The organism is Paenibacillus sp. EKM206P, from assembly GCF_011066155.1.
Lineage (GTDB): Bacteria > Bacillota > Bacilli > Paenibacillales > Paenibacillaceae > Paenibacillus > Paenibacillus polymyxa_D.
Window position 1 is genome coordinate 46,388 of record NZ_JAAMNQ010000013.1, and the last position, 25,072, is coordinate 71,459.

The following is a 25,072-nucleotide window of genomic DNA, read 5'->3' on the forward strand; positions in this document are numbered from 1 at the left end:
TGTTCAAATGCCAGAAGGGGAGGGATTGAGTCTGCCCCAGTTATAATGCTACAAAAGATATAGGCTACTGGCTAAAGTGGGATGCCTATATCTTTGCATACAAATCCAATCCTTAAGGCCGAAACTATCCGCTAAAAAATTACCTAAAGCAGTAAGAAATGCGCATGAGATTATGTTTTTTTAATGAGAGCACGGACAAGACACACGTTCAGCGGATTCTTCAGAGCCCATCCTTTGGGTAAAAAGAATACCCGGGATACTTAACGACAGGCCATTTTACCTTTCGTAAATTAGATATCACATCAGTACCTACATGTAAATTACTCTGAATCAGTTCTGTAGGCGTAAGGGCCATCCATTGATTCAAGGAAACATCTGCAAAACGGTCACTTTTAAACATTTCAAGAAACCAAAGTGTGCTGGAGCCTGTATTTTGAATGTAATGACCGTAAGCAAAGGGCACATATCCAACATCTCCGGCTCTAAAATCAAACGTACGGGCTGCACCATTACCGCCAAAGACAGTCATCCGTCCTTGCCCGGCAAGATAGTATTGCCATTCGTCATTATTAGGATGCCAGTGCATTTCCCGCATGGCACCGGGTTCAATCTCAACAAGAGCAGCTGCGATGGTTTTGGATATCGGAAAATTGGAGGAGTCGACGATTCGTACGCTTCCGCCCGGCGTTTTGATTGGGGGCTGGGCTAGTAATTCATGCTTGAAGGACTGAGGTATCGTACCATAGGGAGAGGAAACCGCTTGGCTTTGAAGAGAACCGGGAACGGAATCCTGATAGATATATACTTGGTCTTGAGGAATTGCTGCAAAATCAGCTTCTGGTACACCAAAATTTGCAGAAAGTACGTCTTTGGGAGTATGTGCAAACCAATCGGAGATGGATAGGGTGTTCAGATCGGAGAAACTACCATCATCAAAAACCAGCAAAAATTCGCACCCATCCTCAAGTCCCTGTATAGAGTGCGGAATGCCAGGAGGGAAATACCAGAGATCTCCGGGACCCACATCAGCAATAAAATTACGTCCATTTTGGTCTACTGCCGTAATGCGAGCACTTCCCAACAGCATATATGACCATTCCGCTTGCTGATGCCAGTGAAGCTCACGTACACCACCCGGTGTCAAACTCATATTCACCCCGGCAAGGGTTGTAGCAATAGGTAATTCCCTTACCGTTACTTCTCTTGACCACCCACCGTGATTAAGCTGCATATGGGCATCAGAAAAAGAAAATCTCATATTTGGAATGAGACCATTGTCCGTTACGGGGGGAACCAGCATATCGGGATTCTGTAGATCCCTCATCACATCACGTGGACCCTTGTCGATGCCCCCAGCACCATCACATCTGATGGGTTGGGGGATTCTTGCATTTTTAGGGCAATCATTATGCATCATTAAATCTTCCTCTCCAGGTTGAAGCTTGATGAAGTATGGGATAAGAAAATACGCATAAAGATTTTATGATCATGTAGTGAGTTTTATGCTGTATGCGTTAGATCTGTAAACTGAGCCTGAATGATTTGAGCTAAATCGTGCGGACTTAACTCCAGTTGGGTCCCAATTTTCCCACCGCTTACAACGATGGCTTCCAGTTCCAATGCAGGCTGGTCGATAAAAGTGGGGTAGAGCTTTTTCATTCCAATGGGGGAGCAGCCACCGCGAATATATCCCGTAAACTTTTGCAAATCCTTAACTGGAAGCATTTCAATTTTTTTCTCTCCCGCGGATTTGGCTGCTTTTTTGAGATCAAGCTCTTTATGTACAGGAATTACAAAAACAAACAGATTTTGTTTGCTGTGTGCAACCAAAGTTTTGAAAACTATCTCCGGGGCTCTATCGATTTTCTCAGCCACATTCATACCGTCTATTTTTCCATCTTGATGATCATAACTCAAAATATTGTATTGTATATGTTGCCCGTCCAATATGCGCATGGCGTTTGTTTTGCTGGCACTCATCTTATTTCTTCCTTTCTTTAGAGTTTTTCCAAGTGATCCACATAATCCTTTGCATCCTTAAGGGAAAGATCCTTAGCCGTTCTCAGTTCTTTTATGGCTTGAATCTTTTTTCCTTCCCTAATGAGCAGGAGCAACCTTTCATTGATATCTTCTGAAGCTCCTGCGTCTAGAATATGTGGAGGAGAGGCAGCGATGGTGCCTGACAGCGATGTTCCTTGTATTCCTGAACGATTTTCTAGACGCTCCACGTCGGATTTCAAGTCATTAAGCCGAGATTGAAGGCTGTAGACCTTAATTAAAAGTATGACGGAGAGGAGCAATGCGATGATTGCTATATACTCAATAGTTGACAACAGAATTCCCCCCTATTTAAGTGACTTTCAACGCAGAAATGCTGCACTAAAAATTTATTTCTTATTTATAGTATAGCATGATGATAGAGGAGAAGAGGAAAAGGCGTACAAATTGACTTTTTACAGGCAGAGCGTTATATTACAACTTATTATAAACCTTTTAATAAATACTGGAAAAGGAGTGTATTCAAATACAACCAGTCTCCAATAACACCATTCGGGTTAAACAAATTAATGTAGAGTTAGTTAAAAACACACTGAAATCCAAGGAATATGCAACCAAGTCATCGATAGCCAGTATCACAGGTCTTAGTGTGGCAACCTGCGGAAATATTCTGAATGAGCTTCTTCAAACCGGGGAAGTATTAGAGACGGAATTGGAAGAGTCGAACGGCGGACGTCCGGCTAGACGTTACAAATATAACGCTGATTATTCTTATATTATCTGTTTAAATGTGAAAACGGAAGGCGGTATACATTCTCTTACTTATGCTGTTGCTAATTTGCTTGGTGATATCATCATCGAGAATACTTCCATTGTGCCTCATATTGATTATGAGGTCATAGAAACCAAAATTGGAGAGCTGATTAATAACTATGGAAACGTCAAAGCCATTGGAATTGGCATCCCCGGGGTTGTTCATCAAGGAATTATCGATGTTTGTGATCTCGACCTGCTCATAGGAGTCCCTGTAGGTCCACAGCTTCAAGATAAATACGGATTAGAAGTTACCATTGAAAATGATATGCATTTAACAGTCTACGGATTTTATAACATGCAGAATTATGATGAGGATAAAACCTTTGCTATTGTTACGTTTCCAAAAGACAATTTCCCCGGAGCGGGTTTTATTGTCGATGGACATTTGTTAAAAGGAAATACCAAATTTGCGGGGGAAGTTTCCTTCTTACCTTTTGATTTAACAAGAGAGGAACAGCTTAAACAGTTAAATAGCATAGAGGGCTTTGTTCCTCTGGCGATCCAAACGATAACTTCCATTATTGCGATTATAAACCCTGTATCTATCGCTTTGACTGGAGAGTTATCCAAGCCGAATCTGTTGGACGATATTTATAGCGGCTGTCTAAAAGATATACCCAAAGAACATATGCCCGAGATTTTTGTGAAAAACGATACGCATGATGAATACATGTATGGCTTGATTTCGGTGACCCTTGAAAGTCTGACGTACAATTTGCAATTGGTGGAGAAAAGGAAATAAGACATCGTTCAATAAAGCATGAGAGGATGAGATTAATGAATCAAAAATCGATTGCATGGACTACAGGGACATGGACTAATCATCCTGTATCATCCATAGAAGAAGACCAGTTCCTTAAAGTTGAAACCAGAGAAGGAAGCGACTACTGGGAAAAAACTTTGTATGGGTTTGAACGCAGTAGCGGACATTCCCTGCTTACAGACTGGGAAGAAGGCTCTGCCATCGAAGTCACGTTTCAATTAGGCTCATTTACGGAGCTTTACGATCAGGCCGGTATAATGCTGTATCAAGGACAACAAAAGTGGATTAAAGCCGGAATCGAATTAAATGACGGAATTCCTCAGCTGGCAGTCGTAGTCACAGATGGCTATTCCGATTGGTCATTAGCTCCTGTACCCGATTGGGTAGGGAAAAATGTCACGATCCGTGCTTCACAACTACAGGACGCGGTTATCATTAGAGCCCGAACCGAAAATCAAAGCTGGCGCACTGTACGTGTAGCACGTTTTCCTTATGAAACGGGACAACAGGCAGGTCCTTTTGCCTGCGCGCCGACTCGAGCCGGCTTTCAGGTTATCTTTACACGCTGGGTAAGTACTGAACCAGATAGAGATATTCATGTAGATCCGCCATTTGAAGAATAGTCATTTTACTCAATAATAGAAGAGTTATAAATATGGGAATAATTATTGGAGATAATACTATGATAAGCTCTGGATGTTTTTAAAATAAAACTTGACATGAAACGCGTTACAAACCTTAAGATTCAATTAGAAGTACTTTATAACACATTTGCATAGGGGTAACGTGTTTCTATCCTAGTTAATAAAAAACATCAGCAAAGGCGGAGAAAATATGAGTACACAGTTTCCAAAAGATTTCCTGTGGGGCGGAGCAGTTGCTGCTAATCAGCTCGAAGGCGCTTATCAAGAAGATGGAAAAGGCTGGTCCATTCAGGATGTAACTCCTCGTGGTGGTTGGGGGCCCGTTACGGATGTACCCACAGAAGATAACATGAAATTGATCGGTATTGATTTTTATCATCATTATAAAGAAGATATCAAACTTTTCGTGGAAATGGGCTTCAAAGTATTCCGTACTTCTATCGCATGGTCACGTATTTTCCCTAAAGGTGACGAACTGGAGCCAAACGAAAAAGGCTTGCAATTTTATGATGATTTGTTTGATGAACTTCACAAATATGGAATTGAGCCACTCGTTACACTATCTCACTATGAAACACCTTTACATTTGTCCAGAGAATACGATGGTTGGGTAAACCGTAAGCTTGTTGATTTTTATGAGCGCTATGCTACAACTGTATTTAATCGCTACAAAGATAAAGTTAAATACTGGTTGACTTTCAATGAAATCAACTCCATTCTTGAAGCACCATTCATGAGTGGAGGAATTAGCACACCAAAAGATCAACTTAGTGAGCAAGATCTTTATCAGGCTATTCACCATGAGCTTGTAGCGAGTGCAAGAGCGGTAAAAATCGGTCATCAGATCAACCCTGATTTCAAAATTGGCTGTATGGTGCTGAGTATGCCTACTTATCCGCTGACACCAAATCCAGACGATGTCATTGCTGCAATGGAATTTGATCACAGAAACATGGCATTTGCCGATATTCACGCAAGAGGTCAATACCCAGGTTACATGAAACGTTTCTTTAAAGAAAACGGAATCACTATTCACTTTGAACCAAGTGATGCCGCAGATTTGAAGCATACCGTTGATTTTATCTCGTTCAGCTATTATATGAGTACTTGTGAGACAGCTGACGAAGCTAAAAAAGTCAAAGGTGAAGGTAATATCCTTGGTGGTGTCATCAATCCGCATCTTGAGGCAAGTGAGTGGGGCTGGCAAATTGATCCGCAAGGTTTACGTTATGTCCTGAATACGTTCTATGATCGCTTCCAAAAACCACTATTCATCGTTGAAAATGGTCTGGGCGCCGTTGATGAACTGATTACAAATGAAAAAGGCGAAAAAACGGTTGAAGATGACTACCGGATCAACTACCTGAATGATCATTTGGTTCAAGTTGGAGAAGCTATTGAGGACGGAGTAGAGGTTTTGGGCTATACGTCTTGGGGATGTATTGACCTTGTTAGCGCATCGACCGCTCAGCTTAAGAAACGTTATGGCTACATTTACGTAGATCGTCATGATGATGGCAGCGGTACACTTGAAAGATATCCGAAGAAATCGTTCCATTGGTATAAAGAAGTTATTGCTACGAATGGTGAAAGCTTGAAACGTTAATTTATAAAAACAAGTGATTAAGTACAATATATAAATGAAGGCTTATAGATAGCGACCGCTTTTTTCTTTTACGAAGCGGTCGCTAATTTTTTAGGGGTGTTAGAATTGGACAAAAATTAATTACTAATATATATTAAGACTTATTAAAACGATAATAATAACTATACAGAAAATAGAGTCCAGTATAAATTAATGATTTTTAATGATGAGGGCTACAGAAGGAGGAAAATAATGAAGATTGAGCATGTAGCGATCTGGGTGAGAGACTTAGAAAAGATGAAGAGTTTTTACGAGCAATACTTTGATGGGAAATCTAATGATAAATATTATAATGCGACAAAAGGGTTTGAGTCCTATTTTATCACTTTTGAGGATGGAGCAAGGTTAGAAGTTATGCGCAAAACGGGAGTAGATCATTCTCCACAGATCAATATTACGGGCTGGGCTCATGTGGCATTTTCCGTTGGAAGTAAAGCACTGGTGAATGAAAAGACAGAGCAGCTCATGCTTGCAGGATATGAAGTAGTGGGTCAGCCAAGATTGACAGGTGACGGCTATTATGAAAGCGTAATTAAAGATCCAGAAGGTAATTTAGTGGAAATTTCAATGTGAGTAGCTTTTCAGTTCTGAAGAGTGAGCATGTGGAATCCTACAATGAAGCTTTAAAAGAAATCTGACTTCTGTATCTAAATAAGCGAAGCGAGGATGGATCGGTGGTAATGTGCCTTCTGGTGTGATTGCGGTTGAAAACCCTTGCAAGGTCACCCGTAAAATCACCGAAGATGATAAGTACAAATATAAAAGGAATAACAATAAACTACAGCTCACTCGGAGCTGTAGTTTATTGTCTTAAAAAGAGTATGACCAAACGAAAGAACATTTTTGCACAGATTTGTTTAGGGAATAATGCAATAATGTGCTTAAGTGGAATATTTTCAGCCTATTCAGAAAGGAAAGAATAATTATGAAATTGATGTTTATATCAGATATTCACGGCTCACTGCATTGGTTGCAATTGGCACTGGAAAAGTTCAGGGAGGAGAAAGCCGATCGTCTTGTCCTGCTCGGAGATTATATGTACCACGGACCACGTAATCCGTTACCAGAAGGGTATAATCCGGCAGAAGTCGCCGCACTGCTGAATAAGCACAAGTCCCATATTGCGGTTTCTGTGCGCGGAAATTGCGATGCAGAGGTGGATCAGATGCTGCTGGAGTTTCCTATGATGGGTGATTATGCTTTGCTATACCATGAAGGACGGAGAATCTATGTCACGCACGGACATGGCTTTAGTATCGGAAATTTACCACCACTAGAAGCGGGAGATGTGTTTATCCAGGGACATACTCATATTCCGGTAGCGGATGTGGAAAATGGGATCTTTATACTGAACCCCGGTTCGATCTCGCTGCCAAAAGAAAACTATCCATCCTCTTACGGTGTGTTGGAGGGGGCACAATTCACTGTGAAGGATTTTGATGGGAATACAGTGAAAGCAATCACATTTTCAAAGTAATTTACTCCAATGTGAATGTAAATTATTGAAAGTTTTCCGCTTCGATTGAGACAAAGATCATATTATTGTATGATAGGAGCGGAGTCTACATTATGAAAAAGAAAGAGAGCTTCAATACATGCAAATTAAGGATTCACATTATAAGATGCCGCCTGAATGGGCGCCACATGAACGCACGTATATTTCTTGGCCTGTAAAATCTTCAATGGTTTACCCGGATATGCATGCTGATGTATGCAAGGGCTATGCCGGAATTGTACGCGCCATGGCGGAATTTGAACCAGTTACTGTGGTCGTAAATCCGGAAGATTTGGAGAGCGTTAAGGCGCTTGAACTTGGGGAACGGGTAGAACTGCTGTCGATTGAGCACAGCGATGCGTGGCTGCGTGATAACGGCCCTACTTTTCTCACAGACGAGCATGGTCAGTTGGCAGGTGTTAACTGGAAGTTTAACGCCTGGGGTGGCAAATACGCCCCATGGGACCTGGATGACCAGGTTGCACCGCAAATTTTGGACAAACTTGGAGTTCCACGGTTTGATGCACCGGTTGTGATGGAAGGCGGCTCACTGCACGTAGATGGCGAAGGCACACTGATTACAACCGAAGAGTGTTTGCTCAATTCCAACCGAAATCCGGAATTAAGCAGAGAAGAAATTGAACGGCATGTATGTGAGTATACAGGTGCCGAGAAGATAATATGGCTAAAACGTGGTCTTAGTGGCGACGAAACAGACGGTCATGTGGACAATATTGCTTGTTTTGCAGCTCCTGGCAAGGTCATTATGCAAGTGTGTGATGATCCTGAGGATGAAAATTACGAAATCACGCAGGAAAACCTGCGCATTCTGGAGCAAGCAACGGATGCCAAAGGCCGTAAGCTGGAAGTGATTCGAATCGGTCAGCCGCCGCGTGTGGATTATGAAGACAGCCGATTGACACTGAGTTATATTAACTTCTATTTTGTGAATGGCGGTATTATTTTGCCAGTGTTCGGCGGCACTGCCGCTGAGAGTGATCTTGCAGCTGAGCAAGTGCTGGCAAATGTATTCCCAGATCGCACCATTCGTACTGTAGACGGTATGGCGGTCATCCGTGAAGGCGGTAACGTGCACTGTACGACCCAGCAGATGCCTGCTGTAAAGCGTTGAACGATACAACATCTAAAAGGAGGACTAAAGTGAGAAAAGTAAAAGTTGCAGCAACTCAAATGAGCTGTTCTACCAATATCGAAGAAAATATTAGTAAAGCAGAGAAGTTAGTACGTGAAGCGGCTGCGCAGGGCGCACAAATTATTTTGCTACAGGAGTTGTTCGAGACTCCATATTTCTGCCAGAAGGAAAAGTCTGATTATTATTCATATGCCACTGAGCTGGAGCACAACAAAGCGGTTAACCATTTTAGGAAAATCGCCAAAGAATTACAGGTTGTGCTGCCAATCAGCTTCTATGAAAAGAAAAACTACGCGCGCTACAACAGTCTTGCCGTCATTGACGCAGACGGTGAAGTGTTAGGTAAATACCGCAAAAGCCACATCCCGGACGGTCCTGGGTATGAGGAAAAATTTTATTTTAATCCGGGCGATACCGGTTTTAAAGTATGGAATACACGTTATGCCAAAATTGGGGTAGGCGTGTGCTGGGACCAATGGTATCCTGAGGCGGCCCGCTGTATGGCGCTCATGGGCGCAGAACTTTTGTTCTATCCGACAGCTATTGGCTCGGAACCGCAGGATTCTGCCATTGATTCCAAGGATCACTGGCAGACTTGCATGCTGGGTCATGCGGCTTCCAACCTGATTCCAGTCATAGCTTCCAATCGGATCGGAACTGAAACGGACGAAGACTCCAGTATTACATTCTACGGTTCATCCTTTATTGCCGGACATCAAGGTAACAAGATCGCAGAAGCGGGTCGTACCGATGAAGAAGTGCTTACTGCTGAATTTGACCTGGATGAGCTGGAAGTAGGACGGATTGAATGGGGCATTTTCCGTGACCGTCGTCCTGAACTGTACAATATGATTGCCACCTATGATGGTGATTTAAAAGTATAATCTTGATACGGATAGACAAGTCTCCCTTGACATCAAGCCGGGGTGTTTCCTTTCATTGGACTCACCCGGCTTTTCGGGCAGGGGATTTTTGGTTTCTGAATGGAGCACTTCTAGTGATGGATAGGAGGAAAGAAAACAGCAATGAGACATAAGGGGATAGACCAATCACTCGCACAGTTCTCAACTTCGACAGAAGAGGATCAAGAGTGGGAATACTCGAATGAAAGAGATATGGCTATTCTGGGCTTGTGGGACGAATACACACTATCTGCTCAGCGTTTATGTGAACGAATGGCTACCGAAACCCACCAATTCAGACCTTCTGAGTTCGACCCGTTCCCAACTCAGTTTGAATGGCTGGAACAGAAAGAAACAGACTTGATTATTGATGGAATATGGTCAGCTGATTTGCATGGTGATCATTGTCTGTTTATGAATATTGGGGAGCATCACCCAGAACGGCATACATCTATTGAGGCTTATATTTACGATACCCAGGTCATCGACGAAGGATTTTTCCTTAAATATCTGAATACCTCTCCTAAAGCCTCAGCCTACGCACCTTTATTCGAAGTAAATGGATATACCACAATGTGTGGACTGCTGGACAGATACGTTAGGGAAGGGATTTTGGTACGTGTACCCAACGGTTTTAAAAGAACAGCTCGGTAGATGGATACCAGAATATAAGCATGATTTTTCCACACCAAAGGGACATTCCTCACAGGATTGTTCCTTTTTTATTTTATTTATAACTCCAGTTAATCTATAGATTGAAACTATGATTTAGTACATAAAATAGCATTAGAATTTATGGATTAGATGATATAAAATCAAGTCATAAGGAATAATCGTACTCAATAACATCTCGATATTCCCAAAAGTGAAATAAATCACATATGAGAATGCTTTAATGGAAGCTTGAACATGAAATTTGTACACTCGCAAGGAGGAAGAACAATGAACCACTATCCTGCTATCTTTGAACCTCTAACCATACGACGCATGACCTTGAAAAATCGGATTGTTATGCCCCCAATGGGAACTAACTTTGCTGCCATGGACGGAAGCTTTGTTCAGGATCATATTGACTATTACGTGCAACGGGCCAAAGGTGGTACCGGCTTGATAACAGTAGAAAATGTTTGTCTGGATTTCCCAATGGGTACAAACGGAACAACCCAGCTGCGTATGGATAACGATCAGTTTATTCCCGGACTGTTTAGATTAACAGAAGCCCTACACTCTTATGGAGCTTGTGTTTCTGTACAAATTAACCATGCGGGTGCTTCAGCTTATGCGGGACGACTGAACGGAATTCAGCCTGTATCTTCTTCCAATATTCCTTCTAAAAAGGGCGGAGCGATTCCAAGACCTTTGCAAAAAGAAGAAATTTACGCCATTGTGCGCAAATACGGAGAAGCAGCGGGAAGAGCGCAACGAGCAGGATTTGACTGTGTTGAAATTCATGCGGGACACTCCTACTTGCTGAGTCAGTTTCTTTCGCCGATGTATAATAAACGCACGGATGAATTTGGCGGCAGTGCAGAAAACCGTACCCGTTTTGCCAGATTAGTCATTGATGAAATTCGTTCAGTGGTAGGCCCATTCTTCCCTATTTGCTTACGTTTTAGCGCGGAAGAGTTCACAGAAGGTGGGAACACACTGGAAGATACACTCGAGTTATTGGAGTATCTTAATGATGAGGTAGATATTTTGAATGTTTCTGCTGCTCTGAATGATTCCATCCAGTTCCAGATTGACGGGATGAACCTGCCAGATGGTTGGCGCTCATATATGGCCAAAGCGGTAAAAGAAAAATTCGGGAAGGTAACGATGACCTCAGGTAATATTCGGAGCCCACAGGCTGCGCAGGATATTTTGGTGAGAGGTGACGCGGATCTTCTGGCAATGGGTAGAGGCTTGATTGCAGAACCGAACTGGGTGCTTAAAGTGCAAAACGGCTACGAACATTTGCTTAGAAAATGTATCTCTTGCAACATTGGTTGTGCCGATCATCGTATCTCCAAAAGTAAACCGATTTGCTGTACGGTAAATCCGGATCTGTTCAAGGAAGCTGAATACCGGAAACAACGTGTTAAAAACAATGTTCAGGTTGTTGTGATCGGTGGGGGTACCGCTGGGATGGAAGCAGCATGTACGGCAGCCGAAGTAGGCTGCAAAGTAACCCTCTTTGAGGAGAAACCAGAGTTGGGCGGTTTGGCCCGTGATATTGCCCGCTTGCCAGACAAAACACGCATCAATGATTTCCCTGATTATCTGATTCAACGCACCAAACAGTTAACCAATCTGAACATTGTAACAGGGAGCCGAGCCGATTTGGCGATGATTAGTGCCCTGAATCCTGATATTATTGTCAATGCGACGGGGGCCATACCACTTCTTCCGCCTATTGCAGGTTTGCATGAGCAACTGGGCAAACCGGGGACAAAAGTGTTCTCCATCTTTGATCTTTTGCACAACATGGAGAAATTCCAGGAGTTTGAAGGTAAACGCATTGCTGTAGTTGGTGGCGGGGCTGTGGGACTGGATGTCGTCGAATATTACGCAGAGCGTGGAGCACAAGAGGTTTCCATTATTGAGATGATGCCGCTACTCGGTAAAGATCTGGATATGATTACCCGAATCTCCATGATGAAAATGGTAGAGGAGCGGGAAGTGAACGTCCATACGGAAACAGCTTTGACAGAAGTGTGTAGCGACCGTTTCAAAGTAAAGCATGGAGAACAGGAGTTTGAGATTCCTTTTGATCTTGGATTCGTATGCTTGGGTATGCGTTCATACAGTCCGCTGATGGACAGCTTGCTCGAATATGGTAAAAAACATCAAGTAGAAGTTATTAATATTGGGGATAGTAAACAAGCTCGTCGTATTATTGATGGTACACGTGAAGGTCGCAATATTCTCAAAACCATTCAACGGGTAGACGAATTTAAACATGAGTTTTCGTATTCTTACTGATTTTATAATATAAGTGATGGGTGTTCACGATGGCAACTCAGTGAATATTGAGGTTGAAGAGACAGCTTGTCTTTTCAGCCTTTTTTATTTGAGTTTTTTCTGGAAGAAGATTGATTCCTCTGTCATTTCAAAGGTAAACTATGGAAAGCATATAGTAAGTTAGTAAGTAAGGCTATTTTAACGTGGGGGGATGAGCGTGACTCAACTCTTTAGTGAAATACCGGGTGCCAGCAAGTGGAGCAACGTGGAAGAGATTCATAGAGGCTGGTCCAGTGACAAAAAATATTATATTCGAACCACTGATGGTAGAGACTTGCTGCTAAGAATGGCGGATATGGTTCATTATGATAAAAAGAAACGCGAGTTTGAAGCTGTAAAAAAGCTGAATCACGTGGAGAATCTGTTCATGTCCCGGCCGCTTGAATTTGGGTTTTGTAATGAGGGTCAATCTGTATATTCCTTGTTCACCTGGATCGAAGGGAAAGATGCTGAAGAGATGATCCCCACGTTAGCTGCAGCACAACAGTATCAACTTGGAGTTCAAGCGGGAGATGCATTGAAAAAAATGCATGAGATTCATGCAGAGCCAGATCGAGCCCCATGGGCTGAGCATTATAATGGCAAAATCAACAGGTATATTACAAACTATAAGTCATGCGGTATTTTCTTAAAGGGAGCAGATCAAGCCATAAGCTTTATTGAGCAAAACCGTCATCTATTAGAAAATCGTCCTCAAACATTTCAGCATGGGGATTATCATGTGGGCAATATGGTGGTTACCCCATCTGGTGAACTGGGTATCATCGATTTTAATAGAATGGACTATGGTGATCCTTGGGAAGAATTCAATAGAATTACCTGGTGTGCAGCATTAAGTCCTTTATTCGCTTCGGGCCGAATCCACGGTTATTTTAATAACAATGTACCTGATTTATTTTTTAGATTAATGGCTCTGTATATTGCAAGCAATCAGCTTTCATCGATCCACTGGGCCATTCCATTTGGCAAAGAAGAGGTAGACGATATGGTGCAACGAGCTGAAGAGGTATTGGAGGCATATGATGACTTTCAATCCTATATACCGAAATGGTACCTGCCCAGTTACCGCGACTTGTAAATATGAAGACCGCTGCTCCTGGGAGTGACGGTCTATTTTTAGCATTCTATTATCGTCACTTTTAGCTTAACGGTAGAACCTTTGGCAGAAACGGAGGAGGCCTTTACGCTGTTACCTTCACTAATGGATTGACCTGCCACCTGGACAGCAATGGCCTAATCGTGCCTACGTGATCGTTGTATACCAAGGTTGCGTGTTGAAACGTAACGATAAACGTTGATGTTGCTGAAGCTGCGAGCGCGTACGTTCCATTGAACATCAGGGATACCACTACCCATAGAATAGCCGATGCTTTCGTCCATATGACTTGAATTTATTTAGTAGAGAGAGGGAAGGGAAAATCTGATGAAAAAAATATATAGCGAACAAGAACTCATAGATATGACGATTAAACTGCTTGAACAAACTTCAATATATGAAGAGCAGTATGAGCAATATGTAAGACGACCTTTCTGTACGGATTTTTATGATGATCTGAGTCCGTATGTGCAAGTGAGCAAGCGGGGTTATACGCTCCAAATGTATGAAAGAGGCATACAGATGCTGAACAAGCTTACGAAAGAGGAAGAGGATGTGATTTATTGGATCATCGAAGATACAATTCACATCATTGCCCATCTGAATCTGCTTCGCAAATATAAAGTGGATAACATAAATACTCATTTAAAATATACAAAGGAGATCATGAAGGAGCTGACAACTTCAATGAACAAAGCATTTTATGAAATTGGAGGAATCTATCAGGAATGGCATGAAGCGAATAGAAGAGCCACACTGGAGAACCCATTAAAGTAAAACAAAACAAGAAACAGTTGACAATCAGTGAGGTAAAATTTACAATTTTATATTAGTGATAATGATTATCAATATCATTATTATTAATTTTAAGTATGCTTTGCACTTACTATATTTCAAAGGAGATTTACAACATGCATCGTATGATGAACAAGAAGTTTCACATGATTTTATGTGCACTATTCGTAGTGATTTTCGTTATTTCAGGTTGTGGGAATGCTGGCAGCTCCTCTGATTCATCTGCTAAATCCGCGTCGTCCACGAAGGAAGAGGTAAGCAGTGATTCTGATACACGTACAGTCTCTACGGTAAAAGGAGATGTGAAGGTGCCCGCTAATCCTCAACGGGTAGTCGTGAACTGGTATGTTGGCGATGTATTTACACTAGGGATTAAGCCGGCCGCAGTCATGGGGTGGAAACAAGAAACGATGCCTTTTTACGATAAGTTTAACGACGTCCCCAATATTGAAAAGTGGGAAACTGAGGAAATTATGAAGTATGATCCTGATCTCATCATTACATATGATACAAAGGATTATGATAAGCTGTCTAAAATTGCGCCTGTTCTTGTGATACCTGAGGATAAAATGACCTCCCTAGAACGTTTGAAATTTCTTGGTCAGGCCACAGGACATGAAGCAGAAGCGGACAAAGTGATTTCACTGTTTGAAAGCAAGCTGAGTCAGGCCAAAGAAAAACTAAATTCCGACATATTCAAGGACAAAACGTTTAGCATTTTCGAGGACTGGGGCAGTGGCTCCTACGGAATTTATTATGAAACAGGCTCACGCGGAGGAACGTTGCTTTACAATTATCTTGGACTTCACAAACCGGAAAAGCTCAACACATTGGTTAAAAACTCCGGAGAGAATCGTGGTTCTTTATCCTACGAGGTAGCTGCTGAATACTTTGGAGATTATGTCCTTTGGTTTAAGCAGGAAGGCAAGGAATCCGAATATGCGAAGACAAAAATCTGGAGCAGCATTCCAGCCGTTAAAAACGGACATATCATCGAAATTCCAGCGAAATATGCAGGACTGTTCTATTATTCGGACGTTGCTAGTATGACGGGACAGCTAGATTATATGATTAGCAAATTGCTGGAACAGACGAAGTAACGATGCATAATTGACCAACTAAGGGTGTAATCGATGTCTACTCACAAAGAACCAAATAAAAAAGGAATATTTCATTTTATAGGCTGCATGATCGTGGGCGTGTTCCTGCTTCTGGTGGTTACCGCAGCATCCATTACCTTTGGTGCTGCTGAAATGAGCTTGAAGCTGGCGTGGGGGGCTATATTTCAGTTTGATCCCAACATTACGGAACATCAGATTATTCACACCTTGCGGTTTCCACGCACCGTGGCAGATATCATTGTAGGGTGTAGCTTGGCTGTGTGTGGGGCGATTATGCAGGGAACCACTCGTAATCCACTAGCGGATTCGGGACTCATTGGCATAAGCTCAGGCTCGACATTTGCTATTGCGTTATGTATGGCCTTTTTGCCTGGTCGCACCTACGGAGAAACCATGCTGTATTCTTGCCTAGGTGCAGCAATCACTACGGGCATTACGTATTACATCGCATCTATAGGCAAGCGAGGCATGACGCCTCAGCGACTGGTACTGGCAGGAATGTCCATCTCCATGCTTTTTGGTGCATTTAGTACGTTTATCGCTATTAAGTATGAGATTGGCCAAGCCCTTGATTACTGGTCTGCTGGTGGTACAGCCAGTGCCAAGTGGGGTGAATTAGCTTTCATTGCGCCACTGTTTGTAGTGGGTTTGGTCTGTGCCATCGCGCTTTCTCCCTCAATTACGATTTTGAGCTTCGGGGAGGATGTAGCATCAGGCTTGGGTATTCGTGCCAATAGGATTAAGTTGTTTTCAACCCTAATTGTATTAATTCTGACGGGGTTATCGGTTATTGTCGTCGGTCCTGTTGGCTTCGTGGGTTTGATCGTGCCACACATTATGCGCCATCTGGTCGGAACGGATTATCGGTATATTATCCCGGCCTCAGCTTTGTATGGAGCAGTCTTTCTGTTGGGGGCGGATTTACTTGGACGACTGATCAATCGCCCTCATGAAACACCCCTTGGCATTATTTTTGCCTTGGTGGGCGTACCCTATTTTCTCTACCTTGTGCGCAAGCAAAGGAGGGAGTTTAGTTGAAGCTGTCCCGCAATAGCAGGGGTATTAGCATTATTTTACTGTTAGTAGTGCTGACGCTGTTAGTGGCTATACTCAGTATGAACGTTGGGAAAATGAACCTTTCTCCACTCGAAGTTTTCAAGGTCATCATGGGCGAAGGAACGAGCAAACAGAACCTGATCGTGTTTGACTTTCGACTGCCACGTATTGTGCTTTCTATATTGGTAGGTATTGGCATGGGGATATCAGGCTGTATCATGCAAAGCTTGCTCAAAAACGACATGGCCAGTCCGGGGACACTCGGCATCAGCTCAGGCTCGGGGCTATTTGTACTTATGTATATTACGTTGTTCGCTAGTGAAGGATTGCTATCGCCGATTCTTCTTCCAGGGTTAGCTTTTGCAGGCGGCCTCACGGCAGCTTTCTTGATTTTTATGTTTGCTTTCAGGCGGGGAAGAGACATCTCGCCTACAGGTCTAATTTTAACCGGTGTCGCTATGGGGAGTGGCTACAGCGCATTATCTCTGATGTTGACACTCCGGCTAGACAAGCAACAGTATGACTTTGCTCTGAGATGGCAGGCTGGAGACCTGTGGGGGGACGACTGGAGCTATATTATGGTGCTGCTCCCGTGGGTGTTTATCATCTGTTTTTACGTTTTTTACAGGTCTAACACACTCAATACGTTGAATTTGGGGAATCAGACAGCATCGGGCCTCGGTGTAGCAATTAAAAGGGAGTTTATCGGCTTGACGATTGCTGCCGTTGCGCTCGCTTCTGGTAGCGTGGCACTTGGAGGGAATTTCTTTTTTGTAGGCATGGTCAGTCCCCATCTAGCGCGCAAGCTAGTAGGGCCCAATCATAAGCTATTGCTACCTACGACAGCATTAGTTGGTGCACTCGTCATTTTGATTGCTGACACACTTACTCGGACGATCAGCTTTGGTGCAGATATTCCAACCGGAATTATTATCACCATACTGGTTACCCCTTATTTCCTTTACTTGCTGTCGAAAGCTAGTTAAATGCAGAATAATGAAAAGACGCTAACCCATGTCCATGCAAAATATGGCTGGGTTAACGTCTTTTTTCGCGTTACTACTTAGGTCTCCTTGCGGAAAGATAATTCTTTCTCGCATTCTGTTAGGATTTCCGGCCTTCGTGTCGGAGGGGATTGTAAATAAAGCCTAATCCTTGCCATAATTCAAACCAAAGTGATAAGCTTGGTCCAGCAGCATTACAAAATGACCGGAATTTGAACTCAGGGTCTCATCTAAGAATTCAACCCTGGAATTGGAAACTCCGCAATAATCTGCAATTCCCACATTCAGCAAATGAGTAATCATTTCATCATAGTTACGCTTTTTCAACTGTTCTTTCGAAACGCCGGCCAAGCCAAGCCACAAGATATGCTGATGATGCAGGTGATTCGAACCGTACGCAAACCCATTGTTCCATACACGGTCAATATAACCCTTCAGCATAGCTGGCAAATTCCACCACCAAAGTGGAAAAATAAATGCCAATGCATCATGCTCCTTCATCCGCCTTATTTCCATTTCTACTTCAGGGGAAAAGGACTGTTCCGCAACTGTCAAATCCGGTTCATCTACTCCTTTTAAAATAGGATCAAAACCAATCCCATGCAAATCTAATATCTCATAATCGTGGCCTGCATCGGCAAGACCCTGTACGAAACGATCAGCAACCTTAAAGGTCAAGGAATCTTTTCTCGGGTGTGAAACAACGGTTAATACTTTCATGCTTCTTCACTACCTTTCTCAATAGCTTACTTCTAGGAATGCTCAATGCTTGATGCTATTATATACAGTAGAAAAATAATCTGGAAGTACGCACTTCTAAGTTCTATAGGATGATACAGGTGCCATAGGAACATGGAAGTGCCCTAGGTAGATTCCCTAGAAACTGATCTGAGTAATGAATTGAAGTGATGGGTTGTTCTGAGCAAACGAAGCCTTCTAAAGGAGGATTAAGAAATGACTGAACAGACAAAAAATAGGGTTCAAAAGAAGTATCAAGTTGGAGTGGAAGCCGCTTTAGAGGTGATGGGAGGGAAATGGAAGCCTTTAATTATCTACCATCTGATGACAGGACGGAAACGAACGTCTGAGTTTCGTCGGTTAATACCCGGCATTACACAAAAAATGCTGACCACTCAGCTCAGAGGCCTAGAAAAGGATGAGATCGTTACACGAAAGGTTTATAATGAAATCCCTCCTAAAGTAGAGTATGAGTTAACGGACTACGGCTGGGGATTAAAACCCGCGCTAGACCATTTATGCTACTGGGGAGAGGATCACCTGGATAAGATTCATGGAGACAAATTCAAGGTTTTGGAAGAATTCTAAGGCTGCTGTATAGAGTAACTTTAAGCTGATATTAAGCCCTCACAAAGTATTAGCTTGCGAGGGCTTCACTATCGCAGGGTAATATAACAGACTAACTGTCGGTCATTCCGTTGTCATAGCTCAATTGCCACTCAATTCCAAACTTATCTTTAAGGCTACCGTAACATTTGCTCCAGAATGTTTCTTGAAGTTCCATGTTTACGGTTCCTCCTTCTTTTAATTTATGAAAGTACGATCGAATTTTCTCTTCGTCCTTATTGACGATGGCGAGGCTGATGTTGTTTCCGGCTACGAATGGCATACCAGGAAAAACGTCTGAAAACATGACATTACTACCATCAATTTGAAGCCGCGTGTGCATGACCAGATTTTTGGCTTCTTCTGGTAGAGGATAATCGGGATTGGGCGGTGCTTCACCGAACGTCATAATTTGTGGTTTCTCAGTCCCAAATGCCTCTGCGTAAAACTCCGCTGCTTCACGACAGTTTCCATTAAAGTTAAGATAAACATCAACAGACATGTGTTTCACTCCTTTAAGGATCATTATTTTTCCATACTATATGGCCTTATTTCATTATTAACCTGCAAACTAACAAAAATACAGTAAGATCCGTTTTGCGAAAGTATTTGCGGCTTAACATGTTCAATTTTTAAAACAAATGGGCATTATATTCAAAGTAATGGTATGATAGCTTAGTTAAATCTGAACGACTAGTAATGGAGTGATCATATGGGTGGAAAAAGCAAGGGCGGCGGGACCGGTAGAGGCACAGGTAGTAAGGGATGGACACGCTGGAACAAAACTGCGAAGCCAGTAAGGACAAAAAGCGCTTCTACAAGCGCACCGGGAAGCAAAGCGGCAGGTGGCACAAAAGGCGGCACTGCCAAACCAACAAGGAATAAAAACGGCGGCAACAGTAGCAAATAAGCCGGGAAAGTATAAGTTGTCGTAAACGGCGAACATCTGATTAAGCAAGAACAATCAGGTGTTTTTTTAATTATTTTATTTAAACTCACATATTATAATCAGAAGCAGGTGAATCGTGAGAATTAACAAGTACATCAGTGAGACAGGATTCTGCTCACGTCGGGAAACCAACAGACTGATTGCAGCAGGACGAATTACGATTAATGGCATTGTCTGTAAAGCGGGCGCGGAAGTAGAGCCACAGGATATCGTGCTGATTGATGGGGAAGTTATTCCGTATAATTCCAGTGAACCTGTATATTTGGCTCTGAATAAGCCTATAGGCATTGTTTGTACCGCAGCAGAACAGGTTGCTGGTAATATTATTAGTTATGTTAACTACCCTTCGCGGATTTTTGCCATTGGCAGGCTGGACAAAGCGTCAGAGGGACTCATTCTATTAACCAACGATGGAAGCATTGTCAATCAAATGATGCGTTCCGAGCATGGTCATGAAAAGGAATATGTAGTAACTGTAGACAAACCTGTTACAAACGAGTTTACGCAGGCTATGTCTTGTGGCGTTGAAATATTGAACGTTATTACCAAACCGTGCAAGGTTGATCGTACAAGCAAATACGAGTTCCGCATTATTTTGACGCAGGGTCTGAACTTGCAAATTCGCAGAATGTGTAAGGCCTTGGGGTACAGGGTGCTCAAGTTGGAACGTGTTCGAATTATGAATATTAGCTTAGATCATCTGGAGCGTGGGCAATGGAGACATCTTGAGAGGGAGGAACTGGAGTTGCTTCTTGCTAAATTGCAATAATGAGTAAGTACAACAAAAGTTTATTTGAAGGACAGTATGTTCATACGGCCAACGCAACTTTAGTGATACTTTTTACGAAATTTTAGCGAGCCGCCTCTTACCCACCAGCCATAGCACAATAGGAAACACGATACCGAAAATCATGGCGTAAAAAGGCCATACTGAAAAAAACTTGATTAAAAATTGCATATTTGGCCAAATAGAGTGAACCATTGCCAATGCGATTAGGATCAGAGGAACTAAGAGAGAGTTAGCGCTTCGAAGACGAAAAGCATCTGCAAGCCCTTGCGCTGAAACATATAAAAGTAGTGTGAGTCGAAAAAATATGGTGACAAACCAGAACACTGCAACAACAATTTCAAACCGTTGAAGAAACTCGCCGTTACTGATTGTTCGGCTAATAAAATAAGTGGGAAATGTCAAATTAGATACAACACCTTCACTCATCACGGCGATTATTTGTAGAACCATGAAAAAATACATGCCGCCGCTAATCAATGCAGAGGTAATCACTGTCTTTCTCCACTTTTTTGGATCGGGGATGTACTGTGCAAAAAAAAGATACAGAATTGCTTCAAGGTAGGGAAAGGCAAACAAATTGAACGAAGCGAGAACGATAGGGTTCAAACCATACTCGAAAATAGGGAGCACATTATCTATGTTGGTATCAGGAAGGAGGGTAATCCTGACCAAAAGATACAGAGCAAGAAGGAAGAAAAACAGGATTTCCGCGCAACGGCCAATTACAGCAGGGCCTGATCGAACGGCGAAATAAATGACTATTAGCATGATGAAATATATCGCTTCGGAGGGAGTTTCCGGCATAATAGCTATCGTGATAAAGTCGCCCAGATTTCGAAGTGTCATAATGAACACAAGAAAGGGAAAGAAAAAAATGAAAACGATGCTGATCGTCCCGCCCAAGGGACCGAAGAGGCAACGGAGATGCTCTACAAAAGATTTCCCCTGTATTTGCCTAGCGATGGAGGCATATAAAGGTATCAATAACAGATGGAAACCTAAGGAGACTGGAATGGAGAGCCAGGCATCTTGTTTAGCGACAGCGGTAATTGCCGCTGGGAGTACCAGATATGCGCTTCCTATTTGATATAATGCAAACCACATAATAGCTTGTCGAACGGTCAAGTTGGAATTCATCCCAATGCCTCCTTAAGATAATATTTCAGTAAGTAACCGGCTTATCGGTTGAAATAGGATTTGGATGCCCGTCAGTGGAGTCGGCAGTTTAATATTGGCGATCCGTAGGATAATCAATATAACGCCTATAATCAACAATATCGAGCTGAATACAATTTCACGCACATATTGTTTCGCCTTAAATTTTTTAAACTCATACAACGATGTTAAAATGGAAGTTACGAGAATCACATAAAGCATATGCATTCACTCCTGATTGTGTATTCCCATATCAATTGGACTGGTAATGTCTCCGAACCGGACTAAACGATAGTTGAGCTGAATATCCACTTTAAGCGTTTGAAATTTTTGTGGCCAATCCTCTTTCCATCTATGCCATTCACGTGGGAACTTGCGGTGAAAAGCTTCTCCAAACCCGAATATATCGGAACCGATTTGTTGTGCGTGCGAAATGCCTTTCTTCAAAGACTGTTGCAGATGCTCTTTAGCTGATTCTTGAAGATCTCTAAATGTCTCTTCATTCTTAGGGTTGGCATTGCACGAGATCGTTCCGATATTGGATTCTGTATCCACAATAAGAGAAATGTGCGGCTCATGGTCTATTATTTCTGGATGCATCTTTACTTTGGAACGGATTACTTCAACAACAAATTTCCCTTTGGAATTCGGACAATCGATGGAAGCTACGGTGCTGGAAACACGGTTGGATATATATGTAAAGGCTTTACTTTGTGAATCATCCATCCAATTGATAAGTCGGTCGCCCTTGAAAACACCAACTCCAGTAAAAAAATATTTAACATGTTGGGGCGACTTTGTCACATTATCAATAGTTAGACCTTTTTCTACGTTTGTCAGTCGAATACCGGTGAGAACCGGTTCAATGCCATCCTCTGTAAATTTCTCTAAAATATCTTTCACATTGACCGCGGAAGTTGGAGCCCATGCTTTTTCAGAAAGCCTTAATGCCTTATACATATCCATTGCAGGCAAGATCTCGGTTGGAGCTACAAAAGTAACGGCCTCCTTTGCCGAGTTTCCTCTGACAACGGCCAAATAGAAATCAGGTCGAACTTCATGATCACGGAACAGAAAGTCCAGCGGCTCCTTGATTCCTTTTTTTGCCGTTTTCTCATCAAAAATGACAAACTTTAAGTGAGACATATACATTTTTCGGGACGATTCCGTTGTTAATTTTCGAATAGCTTCAAATATGGTATCGGCGCGCTTGGAAAAAACGATCGTTGGCGTCCGTTCCATGGGGGAATTCTGCGACATTTTCGATGGGTCAACCACTTGTAAACTGACTTCATATTGGTCATCAACGGCATCAATGCCCAGAGCCATCACGACGGAAATTGCACTCAATTCCTTACTGTTCCAGCAACCCGTAAGAAACACCATTAGCCAGATGCACATAAACAGTAATAAAATGGTGGATCGATACGAGTTCATGATGGTTTACTCCTTTAGTTTTTACGATGTTTTTTAGTTCTATATGGAAAACGCAATATGGCGTCCCTCTGCTCCGACGATTTGTAATTGGCAAAGGGGCTCAAATACGGTACACCGAATGAATGAAGCCCATTCAGATGTACAAAGAGCATGAGAATACCAACAGTCAATCCGTACACACCAAACATAGCGGCTATGCCTATGAAAGCGAAACGTAATATCCGGATTGGAATAGCAAAAGTGTACGAGGGAATGACAAAGCTCGAAATGGCAGTTATTGCAACAACAATGACCATAACAGCCGAAACGATGTTTGCTTCTACAGCTGCTTGGCCGATCACTATTGACCCGACAATAGAAACGGCTTGACCGACCGTCCGTGGCATACGAAGACCTGCCTCCCTCAGAATTTCAAAAACCACTTCCATGATCATCGCCTCAATAAATGCTGGAAACGGTACTCCTTCACGTTGCGCGGATAAGCTTAATAACAAAACGGTTGGAATCATATCCTGATGGAATGTCGTTAATGCGACATAAATGGCCGGAGCCAACATACAGATTGCCAGGCAAATGTACCTTAATATTCGAATGATACTACTGTAAACAAAGGATTGATAATAGTCTTCTGCGGATTGAAGGAAATCTGCAAACACCGCAGGTGCAAGGATGGCGAAGGGAGATCCATCCACAAATATCGCTATTTTCCCCTCCATAATTCCTGCTGCAATAGAGTCTGGGCGATCAGAATTATAAAAGAGCGGAAATATCGTGAATTGTTTATCTTCATGGAGACATTCTTCCAAATATTCGCTTTCAAGCACGCCTTCCACATGCATGTTCTTTAACTTGGATATCATGTCCTGCACCTTTTTTGGGTCAGCGATCCCATGTAAATACATGATCGATATATCGGTCTTAGTTTTTTTGCCAACTTTTAGGGTAGTTAGACGTACTCTTGTATCCTTCACCCTTCGACGAACCATAGTCGTATTCGTACGTAAAGTTTCTGTAAACGCTTCTTGCGGACCTCTGACCACTGGCTGTGTCTTTGAGTCCGAAATGCTGCGTTCTTCCCATCCAGGCAAAGAAATGACCAATCCTTCATCCATATCGTCCAGGAGTAGGAGAAGACCACCGGAGAGGATCTGTTCCAAGGCATCTTCAAAGTTTTGAGTGAAGCTTGCTTCACCAATGTCCAAAATTGCGTTTTTCAATAACGGTAAAGTGATCTCGTCAGAGGAGACACGATCATGCAACGGACGGATCACGTTATCCTGTACCTTTTGCATGTCAGTCATGCCGTCCAAATAAAAAAGAGCAGCGTGTTTATGGCCAGTCGTGATCTCACGAACAACAAAATCCGAACTGTTTCCCATGAAGTCACAAATGAGATCAATATTCTGGCATAATTGTCTTGAAAATTTGGTATGTAACTTCATTTTCACCCTCCTCAGATACGTAGTATTAACAATAATCATAAATAATACCACAATAATCCATAATTTCGTTTGTTGTCGGTAAGGTCAATGACATCTTCAACGGTGGAGGGTAAAGGCTATTCTCTTTCTTTGAAGGCTTGGTATGATGAGTAAAAGCAAAAATGGAGGGAGAAGGTGACTACGAAGGATACAATACCTGCAATAACATACTATATGCTATTTATCTTAAGATGTAATATTTCATGAGAATACGCTAAAAGGAGTTTTCCTTATGAATATTACATCAGTTTTAATTTTAATTTATTGTTTTATTGCTACCTTCACACCAGGCCCTACGAATATCGTTATATTATCGCCAGTGCATCATTTTGGAGCAAAAAAGGCAATGAAATATACGTTTGGAGCATTTGAGTATATGTCACATCTAAAGTGAGGAGGAGGGAGTATGTTTAAATAGGCTACAG

General features: G+C 42.4%; 27 protein-coding genes and 1 pseudogene. 18 read left to right on the top strand and 10 right to left on the bottom strand.

Going from position 1 to position 25,072, the window contains the following annotated elements; genetic code table 11:
- Nucleotides 1–220: 220 nt before the first annotated feature.
- The 3 genes from G9G53_RS21380 to G9G53_RS21390 all read right to left on the bottom strand — a co-directional run bounded on the left by G9G53_RS21380 (nt 221) and on the right by G9G53_RS21390 (nt 2,333).
- Nucleotides 221–1,414, bottom strand: a complete 1,194-nt coding sequence (locus G9G53_RS21380; RefSeq protein WP_185156376.1) for an oxalate decarboxylase family bicupin — start codon at nt 1,412–1,414, stop codon at nt 221–223.
- Between the two features lie 86 nt (nt 1,415–1,500).
- Entirely contained in the window at nt 1,501–1,980 is a 480-nt protein-coding gene (ybaK, locus tag G9G53_RS21385; RefSeq protein WP_069011189.1) for a Cys-tRNA(Pro) deacylase, read from the bottom strand.
- Nucleotides 1,981–1,997: 17 nt separating this feature from the next.
- Complete coding sequence (locus G9G53_RS21390) at nt 1,998–2,333, bottom strand: ribosomal protein L7/L12 (protein WP_165150085.1); 336 nt, start codon at nt 2,331–2,333, stop codon at nt 1,998–2,000.
- Nucleotides 2,334–2,647: 314 nt separating this feature from the next.
- On the opposite strand from G9G53_RS21390, the gene G9G53_RS21395 reads away from it, so the two are divergent.
- The 10 genes from G9G53_RS21395 to G9G53_RS21440 all read left to right on the top strand — a co-directional run bounded on the left by G9G53_RS21395 (nt 2,648) and on the right by G9G53_RS21440 (nt 13,497).
- Nucleotides 2,648–3,556 carry an ROK family protein gene (locus G9G53_RS21395; protein WP_165150087.1) on the top strand — a complete coding sequence of 303 codons (909 nt, stop codon included), beginning with the start codon at nt 2,648–2,650 and terminating at the stop codon, nt 3,554–3,556.
- Between the two features lie 35 nt (nt 3,557–3,591).
- Nucleotides 3,592–4,200 carry a DUF1349 domain-containing protein gene (locus G9G53_RS21400; protein ID WP_029515109.1) on the top strand — a complete coding sequence of 203 codons (609 nt, stop codon included), beginning with the start codon at nt 3,592–3,594 and terminating at the stop codon, nt 4,198–4,200.
- 211 nt (nt 4,201–4,411) lie between these two features.
- Nucleotides 4,412–5,827, top strand: coding sequence for a glycoside hydrolase family 1 protein (locus tag G9G53_RS21405; RefSeq protein ID WP_165150089.1), 1,416 nt, complete (start codon nt 4,412–4,414; stop codon nt 5,825–5,827).
- 231 nt (nt 5,828–6,058) lie between these two features.
- Nucleotides 6,059–6,439 carry a VOC family protein gene (locus tag G9G53_RS21410; RefSeq protein WP_069011186.1) on the top strand — a complete coding sequence of 127 codons (381 nt, stop codon included), beginning with the start codon at nt 6,059–6,061 and terminating at the stop codon, nt 6,437–6,439.
- Nucleotides 6,440–6,791: 352 nt separating this feature from the next.
- Complete coding sequence (yfcE, locus tag G9G53_RS21415) at nt 6,792–7,343, top strand: phosphodiesterase (protein WP_029515104.1); 552 nt, start codon at nt 6,792–6,794, stop codon at nt 7,341–7,343.
- A 118-nt stretch (nt 7,344–7,461) separates the two neighbouring features.
- A complete protein-coding gene (locus tag G9G53_RS21420) occupies nt 7,462–8,493 on the top strand; it encodes an agmatine deiminase family protein (RefSeq protein ID WP_069011185.1) in 1,032 nt (343 codons plus the stop codon).
- A 29-nt stretch (nt 8,494–8,522) separates the two neighbouring features.
- Complete coding sequence (gene aguB / locus G9G53_RS21425) at nt 8,523–9,398, top strand: N-carbamoylputrescine amidase (RefSeq protein ID WP_029515101.1); 876 nt, start codon at nt 8,523–8,525, stop codon at nt 9,396–9,398.
- A gap of 141 nt (nt 9,399–9,539) precedes the next feature.
- Entirely contained in the window at nt 9,540–10,070 is a 531-nt protein-coding gene (locus G9G53_RS21430) for a hypothetical protein (protein WP_029515099.1), read from the top strand.
- Nucleotides 10,071–10,358: 288 nt separating this feature from the next.
- On the top strand, nt 10,359–12,380 hold the full coding sequence (locus tag G9G53_RS21435) for an NAD(P)/FAD-dependent oxidoreductase (RefSeq protein WP_029515097.1): 2,022 nt from the start codon (nt 10,359–10,361) through the stop codon (nt 12,378–12,380).
- A gap of 196 nt (nt 12,381–12,576) precedes the next feature.
- Nucleotides 12,577–13,497: an aminoglycoside phosphotransferase family protein gene (locus tag G9G53_RS21440; RefSeq protein ID WP_069011184.1), complete on the top strand. Its 921-nt coding sequence runs from the start codon at nt 12,577–12,579 to the stop codon at nt 13,495–13,497.
- Nucleotides 13,498–13,600: 103 nt separating this feature from the next.
- Here G9G53_RS21440 and G9G53_RS26585 read toward each other — a convergent pair whose 3' ends face one another.
- On the bottom strand, nt 13,601–13,756 hold the full coding sequence (locus G9G53_RS26585; RefSeq protein WP_238437982.1) for a hypothetical protein: 156 nt from the start codon (nt 13,754–13,756) through the stop codon (nt 13,601–13,603).
- An 86-nt stretch (nt 13,757–13,842) separates the two neighbouring features.
- Between G9G53_RS26585 and G9G53_RS21450 the strand changes: the two genes are divergently transcribed.
- The 4 genes from G9G53_RS21450 (at nt 13,843) to G9G53_RS21465 (ending at nt 17,473) form a co-directional block, all read left to right on the top strand.
- Nucleotides 13,843–14,292 (top strand): Imm63 family immunity protein, encoded by a 450-nt coding sequence (locus G9G53_RS21450; RefSeq protein ID WP_029515094.1) that lies wholly within the window; start codon nt 13,843–13,845, stop codon nt 14,290–14,292.
- Nucleotides 14,293–14,426: 134 nt separating this feature from the next.
- A complete protein-coding gene (locus G9G53_RS21455; protein WP_029515092.1) occupies nt 14,427–15,410 on the top strand; it encodes an ABC transporter substrate-binding protein in 984 nt (327 codons plus the stop codon).
- A gap of 33 nt (nt 15,411–15,443) precedes the next feature.
- The gene (locus G9G53_RS21460) at nt 15,444–16,469 is read left to right on the top strand and encodes a FecCD family ABC transporter permease (protein WP_165150091.1); all 1,026 of its coding nucleotides are present in this window, start codon (nt 15,444–15,446) and stop codon (nt 16,467–16,469) included.
- Nucleotides 16,466–17,473, top strand: coding sequence for a FecCD family ABC transporter permease (locus G9G53_RS21465; RefSeq protein ID WP_029515089.1), 1,008 nt, complete (start codon nt 16,466–16,468; stop codon nt 17,471–17,473). Before G9G53_RS21460 ends, G9G53_RS21465 begins: the two co-directional genes overlap by 4 nt.
- A 162-nt stretch (nt 17,474–17,635) precedes the next feature.
- On the opposite strand, the gene G9G53_RS21470 is transcribed toward G9G53_RS21465, so the two are convergent.
- Nucleotides 17,636–18,211, bottom strand: a complete 576-nt coding sequence (locus tag G9G53_RS21470; protein WP_165150093.1) for an NAD(P)H oxidoreductase — start codon at nt 18,209–18,211, stop codon at nt 17,636–17,638.
- 234 nt (nt 18,212–18,445) lie between these two features.
- Between G9G53_RS21470 and G9G53_RS21475 the strand changes: the two genes are divergently transcribed.
- Nucleotides 18,446–18,817: a winged helix-turn-helix transcriptional regulator gene (locus G9G53_RS21475; RefSeq protein WP_029515086.1), complete on the top strand. Its 372-nt coding sequence runs from the start codon at nt 18,446–18,448 to the stop codon at nt 18,815–18,817.
- A gap of 91 nt (nt 18,818–18,908) precedes the next feature.
- Here the strand turns inward: G9G53_RS21475 and G9G53_RS21480 are convergent, their stop codons facing one another.
- Nucleotides 18,909–19,337 carry a VOC family protein gene (locus tag G9G53_RS21480; protein ID WP_039274565.1) on the bottom strand — a complete coding sequence of 143 codons (429 nt, stop codon included), beginning with the start codon at nt 19,335–19,337 and terminating at the stop codon, nt 18,909–18,911.
- A gap of 210 nt (nt 19,338–19,547) precedes the next feature.
- Between G9G53_RS21480 and G9G53_RS21485 the strand changes: the two genes are divergently transcribed.
- The gene (locus G9G53_RS21485; RefSeq protein WP_029515083.1) at nt 19,548–19,745 is read left to right on the top strand and encodes a DUF3934 family protein; all 198 of its coding nucleotides are present in this window, start codon (nt 19,548–19,550) and stop codon (nt 19,743–19,745) included.
- A 115-nt stretch (nt 19,746–19,860) separates the two neighbouring features.
- A complete protein-coding gene (locus tag G9G53_RS21490; RefSeq protein ID WP_165150095.1) occupies nt 19,861–20,553 on the top strand; it encodes a pseudouridine synthase in 693 nt (230 codons plus the stop codon).
- A gap of 72 nt (nt 20,554–20,625) precedes the next feature.
- Here the strand turns inward: G9G53_RS21490 and G9G53_RS21495 are convergent, their stop codons facing one another.
- From G9G53_RS21495 to G9G53_RS21510, 4 genes are read right to left on the bottom strand one after another with little or no spacing between them, the layout of a single operon-like run.
- The gene (locus G9G53_RS21495) at nt 20,626–21,711 is read right to left on the bottom strand and encodes a GerAB/ArcD/ProY family transporter (RefSeq protein WP_238437983.1); all 1,086 of its coding nucleotides are present in this window, start codon (nt 21,709–21,711) and stop codon (nt 20,626–20,628) included.
- A 12-nt stretch (nt 21,712–21,723) separates the two neighbouring features.
- Nucleotides 21,724–21,951, bottom strand: a complete 228-nt coding sequence (locus G9G53_RS21500) for a hypothetical protein (protein ID WP_029515077.1) — start codon at nt 21,949–21,951, stop codon at nt 21,724–21,726.
- 6 nt (nt 21,952–21,957) lie between these two features.
- A complete protein-coding gene (locus G9G53_RS21505; RefSeq protein WP_165150097.1) occupies nt 21,958–23,166 on the bottom strand; it encodes a Ger(x)C family spore germination protein in 1,209 nt (402 codons plus the stop codon).
- A 14-nt stretch (nt 23,167–23,180) separates the two neighbouring features.
- Nucleotides 23,181–24,608 carry a spore germination protein gene (locus G9G53_RS21510; RefSeq protein ID WP_165150099.1) on the bottom strand — a complete coding sequence of 476 codons (1,428 nt, stop codon included), beginning with the start codon at nt 24,606–24,608 and terminating at the stop codon, nt 23,181–23,183.
- A gap of 271 nt (nt 24,609–24,879) precedes the next feature.
- On the opposite strand from G9G53_RS21510, the pseudogene G9G53_RS21515 reads away from it, so the two are divergent.
- Nucleotides 24,880–25,014, top strand: a pseudogene (locus tag G9G53_RS21515) (LysE family translocator); the annotation flags it as partial.
- Between the last annotated feature and the right edge of the window lie 58 nt (nt 25,015–25,072).